Below are 19,183 nucleotides of genomic sequence, written 5' to 3' on the forward strand. Positions count from 1 at the left end.
ACCGGATCGAGTTCCTGCACACCGGCCGGGCCAACCCCCGCCTCACCGGCGCCTGATCGCCGTCAGGCGGCGAAGACCTGGGAGTCGTCGGCGAACGCCTTGAACTCCAGGGCGTTGCCCGCCGGGTCGAGCAGGAACATCGTCCACTGCTCGCCGGTCTGCCCCTCGAAGCGCACGTACGGCTCGATGACGAAGCCGGTGCCCGCGGCGCGGAGCCGGTCGGCGAGCTTGTGGAACTCCGGGACGGTCAGGATCAGGCCGAAGTGCGGCACGGGGACGTCGTGGCCGTCGACCGGGTTGTGGACCCGCCGCGCGCTGGCCGGCGCCAGGTGGGTGACGAACTGGTGGCCGTGCAGGTTCCAGTCCACCCAGGTGTCCGCGCTGCGGCCCTGCTCCAGGCCCAGCACCTCCCCGTAGAAGTGGCGCGCGGCCGCCAGATCGTCGACCGGCATGGCCAGGTGGAACCGCGGGATCGTCATGGTGATGTCCCTTCCTGAGTCCGAGCAATGTCTGAATGTTAACATTCCGACACGAGCGTCGGTCGTGGGAGGCTGAGGGTATGAGCGAACAGGGCAGGGTGGCCCCGGCCCGCCGCCGGGGCCTCGCCGACGAGGTCGCGGACCAGATCAGGGAGGCCATCTTCGCCGGGGTCTACGCCCCGGGGGCGCAGCTGCGGGAGGTGGAGCTGTCCGGTCAGCTCGACGTCAGCCGCGGCCCGGTACGCGAGGCGCTGCTCCGGCTGGAACGCGAGGGCCTCGTCCACGGCGAATGGCACCGCGGCACCACCGTCACCGCGCTCTCCGCGGAGGACGTGGCCGAGCTCGACAGCCTCCGTGGCGCGCTGGAACAGCTCGCCGTCCAGCTGGTGGTCACCCAGGCCTCGGACGAGGATCTCACGGCCGTGGAGAAGGCGGCCGCGCGCATGGACCGCGCCGCGGACGAGCACGACATGGTGCGCTGCGACATCGCCTTCCACGACGCCGTCTACGCCGCGGCGCGGCACCGGCGCCTGGAGGAGGCGTGGCAGGCCATCCGCTCCCAGGTCCACCTGTTCCTGCTGACCCGGGTCGGCGTCAGCTCCGCGGGCTACCTGTCGCATGTCCGCGACGAGCACCGCGAACTCGCCGCCGCCCTGCGTGCCCGCGACGCCGACGGCGCCCTCGAGCTCTTCGCCGCCCATCGCCGCCACGCCTTCGACGTGCTGGCGTCGCGCACGTCATAGGCGTCGTTCTAGGGCTGGTCGTACCAGGCGACCGCGGCGATCCGCCAGCCCTCTGAGGTGCGGACGAACTGGATGGTCTTGGTCCCGCCGCCCTCGTACGGCTCGCCGTCCAAGATCCCGGACTTGCGGTACTCGCCGAATCGCGACGCGATGTCGCCCACGATGTCGGTCCGTTCGGAGGTCTCCCACTCGGAGAACTCGACCAGCCGGCCCTCGCTCAGCAGCCGCTCGCGGGGCTCGATGAACTCCTCCACGCTGTACGCCATGAACTCCGGGCCGGTCTTGACGATCACGCCGCCCGGAAGAACCAGCCTGCGCAGGCGGGCCACGTCGGCCGCCTTGCCGCCCCGGTTGTCGAAGGCGCCGAAGAACTCGGCGGTCACCACGTCAATTTCGGTCTTGGACATGGCGCGACAGTAACAGTCCCCAGGGGGCGGACGCGTGATGCACGTGTAAGATATAAATGGCAGGTGTAAGGAGGTTGGACGCTGACCAGTGAGGAGCTGCTGGGCGCGCTCGCGGCCCTCGGCCATCCGCAGCGACTGAAGATCATCGCTGAGCTCTCGACGGGGCGGCTGCACGTCAGCGAGCTGGCCCGACGGCTGGGCATCTCACGGCCTCTGCTCTACATGCATCTCCAGCGGCTGGAGCAGGCCGGAATGATCACCGGCGTGCTGGAACTGTCGCCTGAGGGCAAGGCGATGAAGTTCTACGAGCTGGTGCCGTTCACGCTTCACATCACCGTGGACACGGTCCTCGACGCTCTTCGCGCGGATGAAGCGGCCGGAAAGGAAGGACCCGACAACGTGCAGGAGAGCCGATGACGAAGGAAACACTTCTCCCTTAGCGCAGGCTCCTCACTCCCCATCAAACAGCCCACGTGTGATCCCGTCCCGGTAGGTCGGATAGGTGGGCCGCCAGCCGAGCTCCGCCTTGGCCCTGGCGTTGCTCAACCGCAGGCGCGTGCCCACCATGAGCGCGTGCGTGTACGGCGTCGCCCGCAGCAGCCAGCCCGGCATCCGGAGCGGCGAGGGCGCCCCCGCCGCGGCCGCCAGCGCCCGCACGTACTCGTCGAAGGGCACCGGCTCGTCGTCCGCGACGTTGTACGGCCGGCCCGGCTGACCGTGCTCCAGCGCGGCGACGGCGGCCGACGCGGCGTCATGGATGTGCACGAGCGAGACGACACTCGCCGGGCGGACAGCGGGCAGCAGCCGCCGCCGGGCCAGGTCCATCAGCTTCCTGGTCGACACCTCGGGGCCGTAGAACATGCCGTAGCGCAGGGCGACGCCATCGATCCCCGGAGCGGTGAACACCTGCTGCTCGTTGGCCCGCATCGACCTCATGTGCGGATCGAAAGCTCCCTGGCCGGGCTCGGCGAAGGGCCGGTCCTCGGTGACCGGTTCCTGGCCGTGGTCGCGGTAGCCGTATCCGAGGAAGAACGACTGGGTGACGAACCGGCGCGCGCCCACGCTCCTGGCCGCGCTGACGAGGTGGGCGGTGCCCTGGTCGCGCAGCGCGTCGGTGGCGTAGAGGTCGCGGTGGAACAGCGGCGTCCGGGTGAGCGCGGTCGCCTGGTGGATCACCGCGTCAGCCTCGTGCCCGTCCAGCGCGGTCAGCAGCGCGTCGCGGTCCATCAGGTCGGCGACCACGGGTTCGGCGCCGCTGACCGCGAGCCGCTGGGCGCCGCGTTCTGATCGGGTGATGCCGAGCACGGAGTGGCCCGCGCCGAGCAACTGGGCCACCAGCTCGCTCCCCAACGTGCCGGTGGCTCCGGCGAGCAGCACCCTCATGCCCGCTCCCTCCCGCCGACCTCGCCCAGCCCGCCCTGCTTGCCCAGGCTGCTGAGGTTGCCCTGCTTGTCCAGGTTGCCCAGCCCGCTCTGCTTGGCCAGGCTGCTGAGGTTGCCCTGCGTGCCCAGGTTGCCCTGCTTGCTCTGCTTGTTCAGGGCGCGCAGCCGGGCCGCGAGCGCGATCGCCCCGAGCACCGAGACGAGGGCGAGCGTCCACCAGTCGGAGTCATGGCCGCCCAGGTGCCGGTCCAGGGCGTGGTTGACGGCATGGAAGGTGTTGGTGAACACGAACCCGGCCAGCACCACGGCCAGCACATCGCGCCACCAGAACGCGCAGAGCATCATCAGCCCTATCCCGATCTGGAACACGCCCGCGTCGTGCAGGAAGTGCACGTGATTGGGCCAGTTGGCCCACCGGGCGAAGCTCGCTGGATCCAGTCGCGCCCACACCCCGGTCACCAGCATCGTCGCCGCCGCCACGGAGGTGGCGAGCTTGACGAGGAGATCTCGCACGTTCCGACTCCCTTTCTGAGCTGTCGCTGACGTGCAACAGACGCGGTGAGGAGCCGTGTATGTGACATCTCCGGCTGTGACGTGCCTCTCACATGTCACATTTCCGGCTGCCGCAAAGGTCTGATGGAGAGACCTCAGGAAGGGGGACGGGGATGGTGGCAGACGCCCAGGTGACGTCCGGTGCTCAGGTGCCCGGTGCTCAGGTGCCCGGTGTCCAGGTGGCTGGCGTTCAGGTATCTGGTGCTCAGGTATCCGGGGTCCAGGGATCAGGGCAGCGGGCCGTCGGGGAGCGGGTGTCGGGGGAGCGGGTGTTCGGTGAGCACAGGAATCTGCTGTTCACGCTGGCCTACGACATGCTCGGCAGCGTGGCCGACGCCGAGGACGTGGTTCAGGACACCTGGCTGCGCTGGGCGGGCGTGGACCAGGCCCGGGTGGAGAACCCGCGTGCCTACCTGGTCCGCATCGCCGTACGACGCTCCCTGGAGCGCCTGCGCAGCCTCCGCAGCGCCAGGGAGGATTACGTAGGGCCGTGGCTCCCCGAGCCGCTGGTGACCTCCCCTGATCACGTCCTCGACGCGGACAACGTCACGACCGGGCTGCTGGTGGTGCTGGAGACGCGCACGCCGCTGGAACGGGCGGCCTTCGTGCTGCGGGAGGCGTTCGGCTACGAACACGCGGAGATTGCCCGGATCCTCGACCGGTCACCGGCAGCCGTGCGCCAGCTCACGCACCGGGCTCGCGAGCACGTCCAGGCCCGGCGGCCCCGCTTCGCCGCTGACCCCCGCCAGGCCAGGCTGGCCGCCGAGCGCTTCGTGGCCGCTGCTCTCGGCGGGAGCCTCAGCGAGCTCATCAAGGCGCTCGCGCCCGACGTCACGCTCTGGAACGACGGCGGCGGCCAGGTACGCGCGGCGCTGCGCCCCGTGCGTGGTGCGGACAAGGTGGCCCGCCTGTTCGCCAGGATCGGCCCGCGTTACGCGGGCCTCGAGCCCCGATGGGTCTCCACAGGAGCGGCACCGACCTGCCTGTTCCTGGCTGACGGGGTGGTACGGGTCGCCCTCACCATGGAACCGGACGCCACAGGTACGCGAGTGCGCGAGGTGTACGGCCTGATCAACCCAGACAAGCTCACCCACGTGCCATACGGTGCCCCTGAGCCCTGGTGAGCCGCTACCCCGGAGCCGGTCAAGGTAGCGCTCGTCACGATGGGAAACCCGTGAGCCCTCACGACCGGCCGCGGAACCGCCGAGCCCCGCGTAGCCAACCAACCCGACACGGCGAAAGCGCGAATCAAAGCCACCCAAGCGAAGCGCAACACCCAACCACGAGCCCGATGCGGCGAAAGCGTTAATTGAACAGAGCCCGAGCGAAGCGAGGCCCTTTGGCCCGACGCTGGGGGTCCGGGGGTTACCCCCCGGTGTAAACCCCGGAAACGGGAAGCGGCCCCCGAAGGGGGCCGCGAACACGACGAGGAAGAAAAGTGGAGCTATGGGGATTCGAACCCCAGACCTCCTCCATGCCATGGAGGCGCGCTACCAACTGCGCCATAGCCCCGTGATGCGTGGTCAAGTCTATCCGACGTGAGCCACCCCTCCGGCCGTTCGCGAAGGGTGATGGCGTTGCTACTGTCCGTGGCATGGGAGTGATCGAGGCGACCCCTCTGACCGCCAGGTGTGGGCGGATCTTCGAGCGGAGGGAGCACGCGCTGCTGGGCGTGTCCGCGTTGAACGGGTTCTTCAGCGTCCCGGTGCTGGCCGAGCTGCTGCGGTGGGCGGGCGCCGAGTTCGACCGGGTGGACGTGCTGGTGCCGGGCGCCGAGCTGGCCGGGACGCTGGTGGCGCGGGGGTATCCGCCGCAGCGGGCGCGGAAGAAGGCCAGAGAGGAGATCAACAACACGCGTAACCGGGTGATGCGGGCGCTCGGCGGGCTGGGCCTGCGCGGGGTGGGGGTGTTCAGCTGGACGGACCTGATGGGCCAGCCCGCCTACTCGCGGTTGCGGTGCGAGGTGGAGCGGTTGTTCGCCGCCGATTCCGCGTTCCGCGAGCACTGCGCTACCGCGGTCGCGCCGATCGTCGACGCGGCGAGCCCGTCGGGGGAGCAGATCGCGAGCGCCGTGCCGTTCTTGCTCGCGGAGTTGCCGCTGGTGCTCGACAGCCCGTCGATTCTGGGAACCCGTACCTCGTTGTTCTGCTATCCGAGACTCATGCCGATGGCAAATTGGCTGTTCGCCGGAATGCTCCCGGTATTTCCCGTGGCGGGGCAAGGAATTCTGACAATTCGGTTGACAGGCATAGGGGCCCGCGAACACCATGATGCGGGAGTGTTTCAGCGGGGTGGGACATGAATCCTCATGCGCTAAATGCCGGAAACGCCTTCGATACCAGTGACATGGACCATGACGGTTTTCTGGATCGGGAGGACATGGCGGTCGTCGCCAGATCCGTCTGCGATCGGCTGGGAATCGTCGACCCCCACCGCGCCCGCGTCTTAAAGGCCTACGAGCAGGCCTGGCTCAACGCCGTGGCCGCCATCGGCACCGACGGCTTCGGACGGATCAGCCGCAAGGCCTACGTCCGCCACGCCATCAGGGCCGCCGACCGCCTGGAGTTCGTGGCCAGGATCGTGTGGCCGATCGGCGACGCCCTGTGGGACGCGCTCGACACCGACGGCGACGAGAAGCTGTCCAAGGCCGAGTACGCCAGGCTGTGGGCGGCCTACGACGTGGTCGGCAAGACGGCCCGCAACGCCTTCGAGCGCCTCGACGTCAACCGCGATGGCCTGCTGGCCAAGGACGAGTTCGCCCAGGCGCTCTACGACTTCTACTACCGCGACAACGGCGGCGTCCCGATCACGGGATAGCGTCCGCCCGCGCGATCAGGTCGGCCAGCTCGCCCACCTGGGAGTCCTCCGAGGCGCCCGCCAGCCGCCGCGCGTGCTCGCCGAGCGTCGCCAGGTCCATCCCGTAGGCCTTCCCGTCGCGCAGTTGCAGCGCGAACGCGGCCGCGACCACGTCCACCTGCAGCCGTACCGGCGTCGAGGACCACATCGAGTCCGCCAGCTTGCTCACCTGGATCGCATTGCTCGCCTCGGACGGGTTGCGCGTGTCAGGGTCCTGCCAGCGCACGCTCGCCGCGGCCAGCTGCCCGCGCGCCCCCGGCTTGAGCTGTACGGAGTACAGCGCGGTGACCGAGTGCCCGGGACCGACCTCGCCCCCGTCGCGGCTGTCGTCGCGGAACTCCTCGGCCGACAGCGCCCGGTTCTCGTACCCGATCAGCTGGTAGCTCTCGACCACCGCCGGGTTGAACACCACCTGCGCCTTGGCGTCGCGCGCCCGCAGCTCGATCGTGGCGGGCAGCTGGGTGGCGAAGAGCTTGTCCGCCTCCGCCTGGGTGCTGACGTAGACGGCCGCGCCGTCGCCGTGGTCGGCCAGCTGCTCCATGAGCTGGTCACCGTAGTCCCGCCCGACGCCGACCGTGAGCAGCGCGATCTGCCGCCCCGCGTACTCCTTGACCCGGTCCAGGATGGCCTGCCACTCGGTCTCGCCCTGGTTGGCCAGCCCGTCGGACAGCAGGATGACGCGGTTCGTGGCGGCGGGACGGAACGCCTTGGCCGCCTCCTGGTAGCCGGTGACCAGCCCGGACTCCAGGTTCGTGCTGCCCTCGACGGCCAGCCGGTCCACCGCCGCGTGCAGGTCGGCGCCGGCGGTCAGAGGCGTCATCGAGGCGAGCACCCTGGCCTCGTCGCTGAAGGACACGATGGACACCTCGTCGCCCGGCGACAGCTGCCCGATCAGCGTGTGCAGCGCCTGCTTGACCAGGTCGAGCCGCCCGGGCTCGGCCATCGACCCCGACACGTCCACCACGAACGTCAGGTTCGCCGGTCGCCGCGCCGCGCTGTCAGAGGCGCGCGTCTGCAGCCCCACGCGCAGGATCGCCTGGTTTCCGCCCATCCGCGCCCCGTCGACCTGCACCGTGAAGCCGTCGTCGGCCGGCTGCGGGTAGTCCTGCCTGAAGGCGTTGATGAACTCCTCCGGACGGATCTGCCCCGCCTCGGGCCTGCGCCCTTCCTTGAGCGTACGGCCGGCGTAGGCGTACGAGGCGGTGTCCACGTCCAGCGCGAAGGTCGAGATCTGCGCCTGGGTCGTGTCCTGTTCGGCATCGGTCTGCGCTGTCGTGGGCTGCTGAAGGCTGTTGTTGTGCTGCCCCTGGGCCTTCTGCTCGGAGTCGACGCTCGAACCCGGGCCTCCGCAGGCGGTCAGCACGAAGACGGCCGCCATTCCGACAGTGATGGCTAAAGGACGAAATTTCATCGTCACCACACCTCCATGCCGTAAGACGGACCTCGGCACGGAAAAAGCCGGGCAGGAGACGCAAGCGAGCACAAACCGCGATCAACGCGTAATGCCCAACATCAAACCGTTATTTCCGCCTCATAGTGATAAGGCGGATGAATTACGAATTGTTTCCAGGGCGGGCCCGATTCGTTATCTCCAAGAGGGGTCGCGGCCGATGATGCCGAGCAGCCGGTGCAGCGTGGCCGCGTCCTCGGGCACCTCGACCGGGTCGGCGAACGCGCCCCGCTTTCGCCCCATCGGCGCCATCTGCTCGGTGAAGGCCAGCGCGGCCGTCGCCGTCTCCTCGTCCACCTCGTAGTCCCGCCCGGTGGCCACGGCCAGGTCCCACCCGTGCGCGACGATGTCGACCAGCGCCATGTTGGCGAGCACGGGCATCGGCAGCCCCATGGCTGCGCTGACGCCCTCCCACGCCTCGGGGCGCTCCCAGGCGGCCAGCATCCGCGCGGCCCGCTCGGGGAAGTCGCCGTGGTACTCCTCCTCGCGCGGGAGCTTCTCGCCGCCGGACGCCACGGACGCGAAGTTCTCCACCGCCCACTCCAGGTGGGCGATGAGGGTTCGCACGTCGTACTTCTCGCACGGCGTGGGCAACGCCAGCTGCTCCTCGCTCAGGCCCCGCGTCAGCGCGCCGGTGCGCTCGGCGGCGCGCCGCATCATCGGCAGCATCTCGTTCATGGCCCCACTCTGCCTGTACGGCAGGCCGGTCCACCACCCGGCACGCCTGGTACGGCAGGCCGCCGAACCGCCCGCCGCACTCCGGCCGAGGGCCCGCGCCCGGCGTCACCGGCGAGTCGGGGACGCTTGCCCGCCGTAACGGCGCAGCGTGCCGCGGGCACCACGGTCCCGGGTCGCCCGCCGTACAGGGCACTGACACGGGGTGCCGGTCGGGCACGAGGCGGCCGCGTAGCATGCGGGCATGCTGATGCCCGCTCGCCTGCCGTCCGTGGCGGTGCTCGCGTTCGACGGGATGGCGCCGTTCGAGCTGGGCTGCGTGGTGGAGATCTTCGGGCTGCCGCGGCCGGAGCTGGACGTGCCCTGGTACACGCTGTCGGTGTGCGCCGAGACGGCGGAACCGCTGCGGGTGGTGGGCGGCTTCACCATGCGGGCCGAGCACGGGTTGGACGTGCTGGCGGCGGCCGACACGGTGATCGTGCCCGGGGTGGCCGACGTGCGCGGCGAGGTGTCGGGCGAGCTGGTCGAGGCGTTGCGGGCGGCGCACGGGCGGGGCGCGCGGATCGTGTCGATCTGCTCGGGGGCGTTCGCGCTGGCGGCGGCCGGGCTGCTGGACGGGCGCGAGGCGACCACCCACTGGAACTACGCCGACCTGCTGCGTAGCCGCTATCCGGCGGTCCGGGTGACGCCCTCGGTGCTGTACGTGGACGGCGGCGACGTGCTGACCAGCGCGGGCAGCGCCGCCGGGCTCGATCTGCTGGTGCACCTGGTGCGCAAGGACCACGGAGCGCGGGTGGCCAACGCGGTGGCCAGGCGGCTGGTCATCCCGCCGCACAGGGAGGGCGGGCAGGCGCAGTTCATCGAGGCCCCGGTGCCGCCGCCCGGCGACGACGACGGCGTGGCCAGGGCGATGGCGTGGGCGCTCGGCAACCTCGCCGAACCGCTCACGGTCGCCCGGCTGGCGCGCGAGGCGCGCATGTCGGAGCGCTCGTTCATCCGGCATTTCAAACGCCAGACGGGTACCAGTCCGCTGCGCTGGGTGATCGCGCAACGCGTGGCGGCCTGCCTGCCGATGCTCGAGTCGTCGCAGGCGCCGGTGGAGGAGGTCGGCGTCGCGGTCGGCTTCGACAGCCCGGTGACGTTCCGCCACCACTTCACCCGCGCCATGCGCACCTCCCCGTCGGCCTACCGGCGCGCGTTCAGCGCGTGAGGCGCCACAAGGACGTGATCTCGGCGGCGCGGGCCGCGCTCAGCGGGTCGTCCTCATCCGCCGAGCGGGGGTGGCGGGCCTTGGTGTCCAGGCGGTCGACGACCTTGAGCCCGGCCGCGGCGATCTTGGCCTCCAGCTCGCCGGGGGCGCGCAGGCCCAGCTGCTCGGCCAGGTCCGACATGACGAGCCAGCTCTCGCCGCCGGGCTCCAGGTGCTCGTCCAGCCCCTCCAGGAAGCCGCGCAGCATGCGGCCCTTCGGGTCGTAGACGGCCTGGTCGAGGAGGGAGGCGGGCTTGGCGGGCAGCCACGGCGGGTTGCACACCACCAGACCGGCCCTGCCCGGCGGGTAGAGGTCGGCCTGCCGTACCTCCACCTGGTCGGTCAGGTGCAGGCGGGTGAGGTTGTCGCGGGCGCAGGCGATCGCGCGCGGGTCGAGGTCGGTGGCCACCACGCGCTCGACGCCCCGCCTGGCCAGGACCGCCGCCAGCACGCCGGAGCCGGTGCCGAGGTCGAAGGCGGTGCCGGTGGTGGGCAGCGGGGCCTGGGCGACCAGGTCGACGTACTCGCCGCGGATGGGGGAGAAGACGCCGTAGTGCGGATGGATGCGGTCGCCGAGGGCGGGCACCTCGACGCCGCGACGGCGCCACTCGTGCGCCCCGATCACGCCGAGCAGCTCGCGCAGCGGGCCGACCGCTGGGCCCTGGTCGTCGTAGGCCTCCGCGCAGGCCTGCCGTACGTCGGGAGCCCTGCGCAGCGGGATGACGTTGCCCGCCTCGAAGGGGATCAGCAGCATGCCCAGCGTATGGGCGCGCTGCGCCTGGGCCTGGCGGTGGCGGTGGAAGCCGGAGCCCGGCGGGGCGGGCTTGCAGCGGCGGCCCATGGCGGCCAGCAACTGGCGGGCGTTGTTGAAGTCGCCCCGCCAGAGCAGGGCGGTGCCCTCGCAGGCCAGGTGGTACGCGGTGGCGGCGGGCATTCGGTCGTCGGCGACGATGACGTCCTTCGGCGGCGGCGCGCCGAGGGCCGAGCGCCAGGGCGCCTCGTGCTGCCGTCCAGCCTCCGTCCACCTGATCACTGTCTCGAACGCCTCCCTCTCGCGATCTCCGTGCCCAGCGCGTCCAGGCGCTGCCGCCAGAACCCACGGTAGCGATCAAGCCACTCGTCCGCTTCCTTAAGGGGCTCGGGGTTGGCGGCGTAGACCCGCTTGGTGCCCTCCGCCCGGACGGTGGCGAACCCGCTCTCGCGCAGCACCCGCAGGTGCTGCGACACACCCGGCTGCGAGATGCCGAACTCCTCCTGCACCACGGCGCCGATCTGCCCGGCGGCCAGCTCCCCGTCGGCCAGGAGCTCCAGGATCCGGCGCCGGACCGGATCCCCGAGGATGTCGAACGCGTGCATGACCCAAGCGTATATAAGTTACCGATGAATTATGAGGCTTACACCCGTGGGTGGATCCACGAAGCCGGATGAAGAGGTTGAATCAGATATGTGGAGGACTTTCAAGACAGTCGGTTGCGGGCGTCGGACGAGGACCGGGAGAAGGTCGCCGAGACCCTGCGCGAGAACTACGCGCAGGGCCGGTTGACGCTGGAGGAGTTCGACGAGCGGACCACCTCGGCTTACGCGGCCAAGACGCTCGGCGACCTGCGTTCGCTCACCGGTGACCTGCCCGTGCCCGCCGTACGTCCGCAGCCCGTGCCGGAGGCGCCCCCGCCGCGCAACCCGCACCAGTCGATGTGGTGGGTGCCGTTCGTGGTGTTGGCGATCGTCGGTGTGGCGGTGGTGTCGCTGACCTCGGGTCACGTGCACATCTGGCCGCTGTGGATCTTCGTCTTCCTGGTCTTCCGCGGCTTCGGCCGGGGCCGCCCGCACAACCGGCCGTAGCCCAGATCGCCCAATCCGCGGTGGAGCGGTGCCTGCGTTCCGGAGGGGCGTTGCGGTGAGCTGGCGGCATCGACTCGCCGGCAGCGCCGGTCGCGGGTCGCGAGCCCATGGCGGCGGGCGGCGTATCGCCGGCTTGCCGTACAAGAAAAACAAGACGAGGACCCCCGCAAGGCCCGGACAGCGGGCGCACTATTCTGCCTGCGTGGAGCGGGTTGAGATCGACGTCCCGGTGGCGGCGGGGGTGCGGGCCGGGTGCGGATGCCTGGCCGTGGTGGTGGTGTTCAGCGCCATCGTGGCCGTCGTGACGGTGCTGGCCGGCGCGTCCAGCGAGGGCATCGAGGCCGGCGAGATCGCGGTGATGATCGCGCTGTTCGGCGTGCTGCCGGTGGCGATCATCGCGGGCCTGTGGGCGCTCGTCGTGAAGCGGACCCGTACCTGGCTGGAGGGCTCCTACCTGGTCCGCCGAGCCACCCTCCGCACGACCCGCATCGAGCTGCCCGCCGTCGAGAACGTCTACCTGGAGTCGATGCCCGACGTACGCTCCGACGTGCGCATCCCCGTGCTGGTGATCAAGGAGGCCGCCAAGGGGCCCATCCGGTTGCCGCTCAGGTCGAAGAGCGGCTGGCTCCCGTCCGGCCAGCTCCACGCCCTCGCCGACCGCATCCAGGCCGGCGGCCGGCACGACGAGGTCGTCATCGAAATCCGCCACCTCGCCGACACCCTCGACACCTGACACCCCAGACCCTTCCTCTTGCGACGCTGCCCGCTCTCGTGAAGGCCCAGCACGCCGATCTGCCCGCCCCTGACGCGCGCCTAGCCGTTTCTGGCGCTCGTATGGTCGGTCGTGACTCCTCTGGTCGGTCCTGAGGCTCGTCTGGCCGGTCCTGATGCTCGCCTAGCGGTTTCTGACGCTCCTCTGATCGGTCCTGACGCTTGTCTGGTCGTGACGCTTGCCTTGACGGTGCCACATGCTCGTCTGCCGGTACGTCGCGCTCTTCTGGCGGTACGGCAAGCCACCCCACCCGCCAGTCGCCGTACTTCGGCTGAGCACGTCCAGGGAGACGCCCGCTGACCGGATGCCGCCGCCCCGCCGCTACGACGCCCGGAAGGCAGGCACCACTCCAGCCGTAGACGGGCCAGGACGAGGACGCCACGGGACCGTCCAGTCTCCGGGCGACCGGCAGACCCGCCTGGGAAACTCCCGCAGGCGACGCAGTTCCGCCGGAGCGGACATGGGCGGGCTGGGCGGCGGGTGGGGGTATTTGCCTTGATTTGGTGGGGTGGGGGAGCGAATCATGGCTGGCGTGATTCGGCTGGCGTTCGGGGTGGTCGCGGGTAAGGGTCAGGCGGTTTGGGACGCGCGTGGGCGGGTTGTCCGGGATGGGCTGCCTGAGGGGACGCCCGTGGTCCTCGGACCCGAGCATGGGGATGGGCAAGCGGCGGCGAGGGAGTTGGCGCGGCTGGTGGCCGAGGGCGGGGTCGTGGCGGCCGGGGCGGGGGTGGAGCTGCGGCCCGGGTTCAGGTCGGCCCGGCTGGAGGGGGCGCGCGGGGATCGGCGGGATGCGGTGCTGGCCGCGTTGCGCGTCCTGGGGGTCGATGGGATCGAACGGCTGGGTGAGCGGGCGGGCGTGCTGGTGGCGCTGTTCGGGGCCGGGGCGACCAAGCCGGTGGCCGCCGCCGCGAGTCGCGCCATCGCGGAAGGCCGGTGGGCAGACCTGGACCTGGCCTCCGCCGCCAGCGACCTCCTCGAACCCGAGCAACTCGAACGCCTCCTCACCACCCCAACCGCTCCCAGACAGCCCGAACGTCTCCCCGTCGCCCCGGCCGTTCTCGAGCGGCTCCCCGTCGCCCCGGCCGACCTCGAGCGGCTCCCCGCCGACCTCGGGCAGCCCGAACGGCTTCCCGCCACCCCCGCCGACCCCGGGCACCTCGACGCCGCAGTGGCTGATCGCGGCCAGGGCGACGGTCTCCTCGGCGGACCTCGGCAGGTCGACGGCATCCTTGACGGACCTGGGCAGGGCGATGGTCTGCTTGACGGAGCTGGGGAGGGCGACGGGCTCCATGTTGCTGTGGGTGGGATTGATCAGGCCGGGCATCGGGGGCCCGCGTCGGCGGTGGCGGAGAATCTTGGGCGGGTGCTCGAGGGATTCCCCGCGAAGCGGCGGCTGGAGTTGCTGCTCGATCTGCGCGGGCGCGTGGCCGCCGCCCAGGCGAGAAATCGGAGGACGGAGAAGCTGACGGCCGTCCGCAGCCGCCTCGAGGACGTGCGCAGAAGGTACAGCGACCACGCCGACGAGCAGCTCATCGCCCGCGTGCGCGCCGAACTGGGCCACGAGCCGACCCTGGGCGAGGCCGCCCGCTGGGTCCCGCCGCCGTGGTACTGGGCGCAGGCCGCGCACCGTGTGATGTGCGACGCGCAGGCGGCCACCGTCCTGCTGCGCGCCGCGGTGGCTGTGGCCGAGTACGGCACGCAGGCCGGTCTCGAACGGTGCGCCGCCCAGCTGACCGCGGCCGCGCCGCTGATGGGCGACGGCGAGGCGGGCTGGGCCGCCAGGCGGGTGCCAGGGCTGGCTGGCGTGCCCGCCCGCCCCGGCTGCTACGTGCGCGACCTGGCGAGGAGGCTCGGCGACACGCCGGAGCCGTTCGCCGCCCAGCGCCTGGCCAGGGCCGAGGACTACGGGACCGTGGTCCTGGCGGCGGCCACCGAGCGGATCGCCGTCGCGCACCGGTACCTGCACGACTGGGCGAAGGGAACCCTGTCCGACTGGCGTGCCGCGGTCGGCCACACCGAGGTGCGGCAGCCGTCCACGTGGCTGCAGCCGCCGGTGGGCGGGGGCGAGCCGCTGGCCAACCGGGCTCCGGAGGAGGAGACCGCCGGGGACCTGCTCTGGCTGGCCGACCTGGCCGACGCGCTGGCCCAGCTGCACGGGGCCGAGGCCGCGGTGGCCCACTACGGCGACCCGACGCCGTACTTCCTCTACCACCCCGACGACCCGGACCCGCTCGACCCCCGCTACGACACGATCGCGCTGGCTGTGGCGGGCACCGCGCAGCTCGCCTCGTACGGCGGGCGGGTGTCCCGGCGCTGCCGTACGTGGGCGGAGCTGGTTCGGGAGCTGGCCGCGAGCGCGCACGTGTCGGAGGCGCTGACGGGCACGTTCCGGCTGCCCGCCGCGCTGGCCGAGGCCGACGGCCTGCCGCTCCCGGGCACCGACCTGCGCGTCGAGTGTGCCCGCGGCGGCCGCCTGCTCGCCGAGTGGGCCTCCTACATGGGCAACTGCATCGCCGGGGAGTACTACGTGAGCGGCGCGACCCGGGGCGACTTCGGACTGGTGGCCCTGCGGGCCCCGGACGGCAGGATCGTGGCCAACCTGGAGCTGCGGCCCGGCACGCGGGGCTGGCGGGTGGAGGAGTTCCGTGCCCGGTTCAACGACGATCCGCCGCCGGAGGTGGCCGAGGCCGTCACCAGGTGGGTGGGTTCGCTGCGGCCCGCCGTACCGGAGCAGGAACCTCCGGACGAGCCGTCGCCCTCGCCGCGAGCGCCGGGGACGCGCCGGCCGGGGCGGCTGTTCAGGGAGATCGCCGAGCCGCTGGCCCGGCAGGTTGCGCGTGCCATGGCCGCGCCCGAGACCGAGCGCGCGCTGCGCACCCTCCAGCGCGCGCACAACCTGACCGCGCTGCGCCGCATGCCCGCGGAACGGCTCGGTCGCGCCTTCCAGGACACGCCGCTGGCCGAGCTGTGGGCCGCGACCGGCATCCGCCCGCTGCGGGCCGTGCTCGACAACCTCGATCTGACGGTACGGCTGGCGCCGCTCCTCGCCGACGCCCCGCTGCCCTCGTCGATGCGGCGGCTGGCCAGGCACCCGGACGTGGCGGCGGCCCGCTCGATGGAGCTGGTGGCCCGGAGGATCCGCTGGACGATCGGGACCCCTTCGCACCTCCGGGGAGCCGGGACCCAGGTGCTGTGCGCGCTCGTGATCGCCGCGACGGCCCGCGGGGAGGGGACGCCGATCACGGTGCCGGGGGAGACCGCGGTGCCCGGCTACCCCGCCTCCGACCTGGCCGATCCTGCCGGGCCCTGGCAGCAGGCCCTGGACGGGGCGGTCGAGCTGGGCGCCGACCTGGACGCCTTCTGGGAACGGGTCCTCGAAAGCGGGCTACTCGTCCCGGAGACGTGGCTCGACGGCGGCTGGCCCACCCTCTGGAGCCGCGCCACCCACCAAGACCGCCACCCAACCCACCCCTAATCCCTCCCAACCCCACCGAAGCCGAGACCCAGCACCACCCACATCGCGCCACACCTCTCCTCGCCACCCCGGCGCCGCGCAGGGATTAGGAGTCTCCGGCTCAGTCGGACGCTGTCTCGAGGCCCCGGATGGGGGCATGCGTGAGGTCGCGGGGTCTAGGAGTGGGTGGGCTCTGCTGGAGGCGGTGGGCGTGCCGTACTGCTCGAAGTGGGTCAGAGGCGGCGGAAGGTGTGGCGGTAGGCGAGGGGGGCGACGCCGACGGCGGCGTGGAGGTGCTGGCGGAGCGAGACCGCGCTGCCGAAGCCGGCGCGCCTGGCGACCTGGTCGACGCCCAGGTCCGTGCTCTCCAGCAGGTCCCGGGCGTGCTCCACGCGCTGCCGCGTCAGCCAGCGGGCCGGCGACAGCCCGGTCTCCTCGCGGAAGCGCCGCGTGAACGTGCGCACGCTCATCGACGCGTGCTCCGCCAGCGCCGCCAGGTCGAGCGGCGCGTTCAGGTGGGCGAGCATGTAGGCGCGGGTGGCGGCGGTGCTGTTCTCGTCGGGCCCGGCGAGCGGCCGTTCGATGTACTGCGCCTGCCCGCCCTCGCGGAACGGCGGCGTCACGCATCGCCGCGCGGCCCGGTTGGCCACCTCGCTGCCGAAGTCGCGCCTGATCACGTGCAAGCACAGGTCGATGCCCGAGGCCACGCCCGCCGAGGTCAGCACGTCGCCGTCGTCGACGAACAGCACGTTGGCGTCCAGCTTGACCGCGGGGAACATGGCCGCGAAGTGGTCGGCGTCGGCCCAGTGCGTGGTGGCCGGTCGCCCGTCGAGCAGCCCGGCGGCGGCCAGCACGAACGCGCCCGTGCAGATCGACATGATCCGCGGCCGATTCTGCAGCGCGTCGCGCAGTTCGTCCGGGATGACCCCTTCGAGAAGGGGCGGCCCGCCGTGGATGCCCGGGACGAGCACGGTGTCGGCGGTGTCGAGGATGTCCAGGTCGTGGTCGGGCAGCACGGTGTAGCCGGCCCAGCACCGCACCGGCCTGCGACCCGGTGAGCAGGTCACCACCTCGTAGAGCTTCTTGCCGTCCCGCGTCCGCGCCGAGCGGAACACCTGTCCTGGCACTCCCAGGTCGAGCGGCGCGAACTCGTCCAGCGCCACGACCGCGATCCGATGCACCATGGCCGAATTCTTTCACATATTGGCCGTCGGGCCACTCGCGACATCTTGGGTGGATACCTGACGATTGCCCAATGACCTTGACGACCACCCGTCCTCCTCGCCTGCACCGAGCCTGGTTCGTGGCCGCCGTGGCCTTCGTCGCGATCCTGGGCGCCGCCGGATTCCGTGCGACGCCGGGCGTCCTGATCACGCCGCTCCAGGAGGAGTTCGGCTGGAGCAAGGGCACGATCTCCGCCGCCGTGTCCATCAACCTGGTTCTCTACGGGCTGACCGCTCCCTTCGCAGCCGCGCTGATGGACCGCTTCGGCATGCGGCGCATGGTCAGCCTCGCGCTGCTGCTGGTAGCGGCGGGCAGTGGGCTCACCGTGCTGATGACGGCCAGCTGGCAGCTGTGGCTGTGCTGGGGCGTGCTGGTGGGGCTGGGCACGGGGTCGATGGCGCTGGTGTTCGTCGCCACGGTCACCGATCGCTGGTTCGTACGGCACCGCGGCCTGGTCACCGGGGTGCTCACGGCGGCGGGAGCCACCGGGCAGCTCATCTTCCTGCCGGTGCTGGCCCAGCTGGCGGCCGGGCCCGGCTGGCGGGCGGCGTCCCTGACCGTGACGGGTGGCGCTCTGATCGTGGTGCCGTTGGTGTGGTGGCTGATGCGCGACCGCCCGGAAGACGTGGGAACTACCGCGCTGGGCGCCGAGCCCGCCATCTCCGACGTGTCCGAGGATGCCGGCCGTACCGCTGCGGTGAGCGCCGGTCGCGTGGAGGCCGCGCGGGTGAACGCTGCGGTCAGGGCCGTGGGCGTGCTGCGGAGCGCGGCGGGGACGCGGGCGTTCTGGTATCTGGTCGGCGGCTTCGCGATCTGCGGCGCCAGCACGAACGGCCTGGTCGGGACCCACTTCATCCCGGCCGCGCACGACCACGGCATGGCCGAGCCCGTCGCCGCGGGCCTGCTGGCGGTCATCGGGGTCTTCGACATCGTGGGCACTGTCGCCTCCGGGTGGCTGAGCGATCGGGTGGATCCCAAGGTGCTGCTCGGCGTCTACTACGGGCTGCGCGGGCTGTCGCTGATGATCTTGCCGAGCCTGTTCGCCGAATCGGCGCATCCGAGCATGCTGGTGTTCATCGTCTTCTACGGGCTGGACTGGGTGGCGACCGTGCCGCCGACCGTCGCGCTGTGCCGCCGGATCTTCGGCTCCGACGGGTCCGTGGTGTTCGGCTGGGTGTTCGCCTCGCACCAGATCGGCGCGGCGTTCGCCGCCGTGGGCGCCGGGCTCACCCGCGACCACCTGGGCGCCTACGACCTGGCCTGGTTCGTCTCGGGCGGACTGTGCATCCTGGCGTCCGGCATGTCGCTGGCGATCGGGCATGCTAGAGGGCGATGAACGACGTAGAGCTGATGGTCCTCCCCCTGGTCGTCAGGCTGGAGCGGGTCAACCCGCCCGAGCGCACCGACGCGCTCGAGGCGGCGGCGATGGCGGTGCTGTCGCTGCTCGATGATCCGGGGGAGTTCGCCGAGCCGGTGGCGGCTTGGGAGTCCACCGGGAAGATCCGCAAGGTCGTGCGCCGCGCCCGCGGGGCCGAGTGGGCGCGCGTGCTCGCGCTGCCCGGCCGCACGATCGAACACCGCACGGCCGAGGTACGCGTGCACCCGCCGGTGCCCCTGGACGCATGGCCCAAGGACCTTTCCCGCCTGCAGGTATCGGGCACCGAAATGTCCGACACGGTGCCTCCCGGTCCCGCCTCACCTCCGATCCTCAGGGAGAACCCGGAACTGACCATGTCCGCGGGCAAGGCCATGGCCCAGGCCGGCCACGCCGCCCAGCTCGCCTGGTGGGCCACCTCACCCGCCGACCGAGCGGCCTGGCGTACGCAGGGCCTCGCGGTCTCGGTTCGCACCGCCACCGTGCATGACTTCAAGGCCATGGTCGCCGCCGGCCTACCCGTCGTCCGTGACGCCGGCTTCACAGAGATCGAGCCGGGTTCCTGCACCTTCGCCGCCGAGGCCCCCTGGTTCACCCCATAGCCCCTCGAGCCAGCGGGTCACTCAGACTCTCCCTGATTCACCGGCTTGTTCTCGGGCTTGTGGGTCATCCGGGCTGCCTGGTTGCCCGGCTTGTTCTCGGGCTGGCTGGTCACTCAGGCTC

At 71.5% G+C, this 19,183-nt stretch carries 20 protein-coding genes, 1 tRNA gene and 1 pseudogene; 12 read left to right on the forward strand and 10 right to left on the reverse strand.

Translation table 11 applies throughout. The annotated features are described in order from the left end of the window. Positions 1-62: 62 nt before the first annotated feature. On the reverse strand, positions 63-479 hold the full coding sequence (locus ACIBHX_RS00530) for a VOC family protein (protein WP_397062805.1): 417 nt from the start codon (positions 477-479) through the stop codon (positions 63-65). 80 nt (positions 480-559) lie between these two features. Here ACIBHX_RS00530 and ACIBHX_RS00535 point away from each other — a divergent pair, with 80 nt between their 5' ends. Next, entirely contained in the window at positions 560-1,222 is a 663-nt protein-coding gene (locus ACIBHX_RS00535) for a GntR family transcriptional regulator (RefSeq protein WP_397062807.1), read from the forward strand. An 8-nt stretch (positions 1,223-1,230) separates the two neighbouring features. Here ACIBHX_RS00535 and ACIBHX_RS00540 read toward each other — a convergent pair whose 3' ends face one another. Then, positions 1,231-1,629: a DUF4440 domain-containing protein gene (locus ACIBHX_RS00540; protein WP_397062808.1), complete on the reverse strand. Its 399-nt coding sequence runs from the start codon at positions 1,627-1,629 to the stop codon at positions 1,231-1,233. A gap of 99 nt (positions 1,630-1,728) precedes the next feature. Between ACIBHX_RS00540 and ACIBHX_RS00545 the strand changes: the two are divergent. Both ACIBHX_RS00545 and ACIBHX_RS00550 read left to right on the forward strand, forming a co-directional pair. Further along, a pseudogene (locus tag ACIBHX_RS00545) lies at positions 1,729-1,881 on the forward strand (ArsR/SmtB family transcription factor); the annotation flags it as partial. Next, positions 1,882-2,046, forward strand: a complete 165-nt coding sequence (locus tag ACIBHX_RS00550) for a hypothetical protein (protein WP_397062810.1) — start codon at positions 1,882-1,884, stop codon at positions 2,044-2,046. A gap of 33 nt (positions 2,047-2,079) precedes the next feature. Here the strand turns inward: ACIBHX_RS00550 and ACIBHX_RS00555 are convergent, their stop codons facing one another. Next, positions 2,080-3,012 carry an NAD-dependent epimerase/dehydratase family protein gene (locus ACIBHX_RS00555; RefSeq protein ID WP_397062812.1) on the reverse strand — a complete coding sequence of 311 codons (933 nt, stop codon included), beginning with the start codon at positions 3,010-3,012 and terminating at the stop codon, positions 2,080-2,082. Further along, entirely contained in the window at positions 3,009-3,524 is a 516-nt protein-coding gene (locus ACIBHX_RS00560; protein WP_397062814.1) for a hypothetical protein, read from the reverse strand. Before ACIBHX_RS00560 ends, ACIBHX_RS00555 begins: the two co-directional genes overlap by 4 nt. A gap of 152 nt (positions 3,525-3,676) precedes the next feature. Between ACIBHX_RS00560 and sigJ the strand changes: the two genes are divergently transcribed. Beyond that, on the forward strand, positions 3,677-4,687 hold the full coding sequence (sigJ, locus tag ACIBHX_RS00565) for an RNA polymerase sigma factor SigJ (RefSeq protein WP_397062816.1): 1,011 nt from the start codon (positions 3,677-3,679) through the stop codon (positions 4,685-4,687). Between the two features lie 315 nt (positions 4,688-5,002). Here sigJ and ACIBHX_RS00570 read toward each other — a convergent pair. Next, positions 5,003-5,075 (reverse strand) — tRNA-Ala (locus ACIBHX_RS00570). Between the two features lie 82 nt (positions 5,076-5,157). On the opposite strand from ACIBHX_RS00570, the gene ACIBHX_RS00575 reads away from it, so the two are divergent. Together ACIBHX_RS00575 and ACIBHX_RS00580 are read left to right on the forward strand one after the other, a co-directional pair. After that, positions 5,158-5,865: a tRNA-dependent cyclodipeptide synthase gene (locus ACIBHX_RS00575; RefSeq protein ID WP_397062818.1), complete on the forward strand. Its 708-nt coding sequence runs from the start codon at positions 5,158-5,160 to the stop codon at positions 5,863-5,865. A gap of 44 nt (positions 5,866-5,909) precedes the next feature. Continuing rightward, positions 5,910-6,380 (forward strand): EF-hand domain-containing protein, encoded by a 471-nt coding sequence (locus ACIBHX_RS00580; protein WP_397062820.1) that lies wholly within the window; start codon positions 5,910-5,912, stop codon positions 6,378-6,380. On the opposite strand, the gene ACIBHX_RS00585 is transcribed toward ACIBHX_RS00580, so the two are convergent. Together ACIBHX_RS00585 and ACIBHX_RS00590 are read right to left on the reverse strand one after the other, a co-directional pair. After that, the gene (locus ACIBHX_RS00585) at positions 6,370-7,830 is read right to left on the reverse strand and encodes a von Willebrand factor type A domain-containing protein (protein WP_397062822.1); all 1,461 of its coding nucleotides are present in this window, start codon (positions 7,828-7,830) and stop codon (positions 6,370-6,372) included. The genes ACIBHX_RS00580 and ACIBHX_RS00585 overlap by 11 nt on opposite strands. A gap of 174 nt (positions 7,831-8,004) precedes the next feature. After that, a complete protein-coding gene (locus ACIBHX_RS00590; protein ID WP_397062823.1) occupies positions 8,005-8,547 on the reverse strand; it encodes a TIGR03086 family metal-binding protein in 543 nt (180 codons plus the stop codon). A gap of 241 nt (positions 8,548-8,788) precedes the next feature. Here ACIBHX_RS00590 and ACIBHX_RS00595 point away from each other — a divergent pair, with 241 nt between their 5' ends. After that, the gene (locus ACIBHX_RS00595) at positions 8,789-9,754 is read left to right on the forward strand and encodes a helix-turn-helix domain-containing protein (protein WP_397062824.1); all 966 of its coding nucleotides are present in this window, start codon (positions 8,789-8,791) and stop codon (positions 9,752-9,754) included. Here the strand turns inward: ACIBHX_RS00595 and ACIBHX_RS00600 are convergent. Together ACIBHX_RS00600 and ACIBHX_RS00605 are read right to left on the reverse strand one after the other, a co-directional pair. Then, positions 9,744-10,826 carry a methyltransferase gene (locus ACIBHX_RS00600; protein WP_397062826.1) on the reverse strand — a complete coding sequence of 361 codons (1,083 nt, stop codon included), beginning with the start codon at positions 10,824-10,826 and terminating at the stop codon, positions 9,744-9,746. The genes ACIBHX_RS00595 and ACIBHX_RS00600 overlap by 11 nt on opposite strands. Further along, on the reverse strand, positions 10,823-11,149 hold the full coding sequence (locus ACIBHX_RS00605) for an ArsR/SmtB family transcription factor (RefSeq protein WP_397062828.1): 327 nt from the start codon (positions 11,147-11,149) through the stop codon (positions 10,823-10,825). The genes ACIBHX_RS00600 and ACIBHX_RS00605 overlap by 4 nt, the downstream gene beginning before the upstream one ends. A gap of 90 nt (positions 11,150-11,239) precedes the next feature. Here ACIBHX_RS00605 and ACIBHX_RS00610 point away from each other — a divergent pair, with 90 nt between their 5' ends. The 3 genes from ACIBHX_RS00610 (at position 11,240) to ACIBHX_RS00620 (ending at position 15,882) form a co-directional block, all read left to right on the forward strand. Then, complete coding sequence (locus ACIBHX_RS00610) at positions 11,240-11,635, forward strand: DUF1707 domain-containing protein (RefSeq protein ID WP_397062830.1); 396 nt, start codon at positions 11,240-11,242, stop codon at positions 11,633-11,635. Positions 11,636-11,837: 202 nt separating this feature from the next. Then, positions 11,838-12,368, forward strand: coding sequence for a hypothetical protein (locus ACIBHX_RS00615; protein WP_397062831.1), 531 nt, complete (start codon positions 11,838-11,840; stop codon positions 12,366-12,368). 562 nt (positions 12,369-12,930) lie between these two features. Further along, positions 12,931-15,882: a hypothetical protein gene (locus ACIBHX_RS00620; RefSeq protein WP_397062833.1), complete on the forward strand. Its 2,952-nt coding sequence runs from the start codon at positions 12,931-12,933 to the stop codon at positions 15,880-15,882. Positions 15,883-16,094: 212 nt separating this feature from the next. On the opposite strand, the gene ACIBHX_RS00625 is transcribed toward ACIBHX_RS00620, so the two are convergent. After that, the gene (locus ACIBHX_RS00625; protein ID WP_397062835.1) at positions 16,095-17,045 is read right to left on the reverse strand and encodes a GlxA family transcriptional regulator; all 951 of its coding nucleotides are present in this window, start codon (positions 17,043-17,045) and stop codon (positions 16,095-16,097) included. 71 nt (positions 17,046-17,116) lie between these two features. On the opposite strand from ACIBHX_RS00625, the gene ACIBHX_RS00630 reads away from it, so the two are divergent. Both ACIBHX_RS00630 and ACIBHX_RS00635 read left to right on the forward strand, forming a co-directional pair. Further along, positions 17,117-18,421: an MFS transporter gene (locus ACIBHX_RS00630; protein WP_397062837.1), complete on the forward strand. Its 1,305-nt coding sequence runs from the start codon at positions 17,117-17,119 to the stop codon at positions 18,419-18,421. Continuing rightward, positions 18,418-19,062 carry a peptidyl-tRNA hydrolase gene (locus ACIBHX_RS00635; RefSeq protein WP_397062839.1) on the forward strand — a complete coding sequence of 215 codons (645 nt, stop codon included), beginning with the start codon at positions 18,418-18,420 and terminating at the stop codon, positions 19,060-19,062. Before ACIBHX_RS00630 ends, ACIBHX_RS00635 begins: the two co-directional genes overlap by 4 nt. Positions 19,063-19,183: the final 121 nt, after the last annotated feature.

This window comes from Nonomuraea sp. NPDC050536 (assembly GCF_044457685.1).
In the GTDB taxonomy this organism is placed as follows: Bacteria; Actinomycetota; Actinomycetes; order Streptosporangiales; family Streptosporangiaceae; genus Nonomuraea.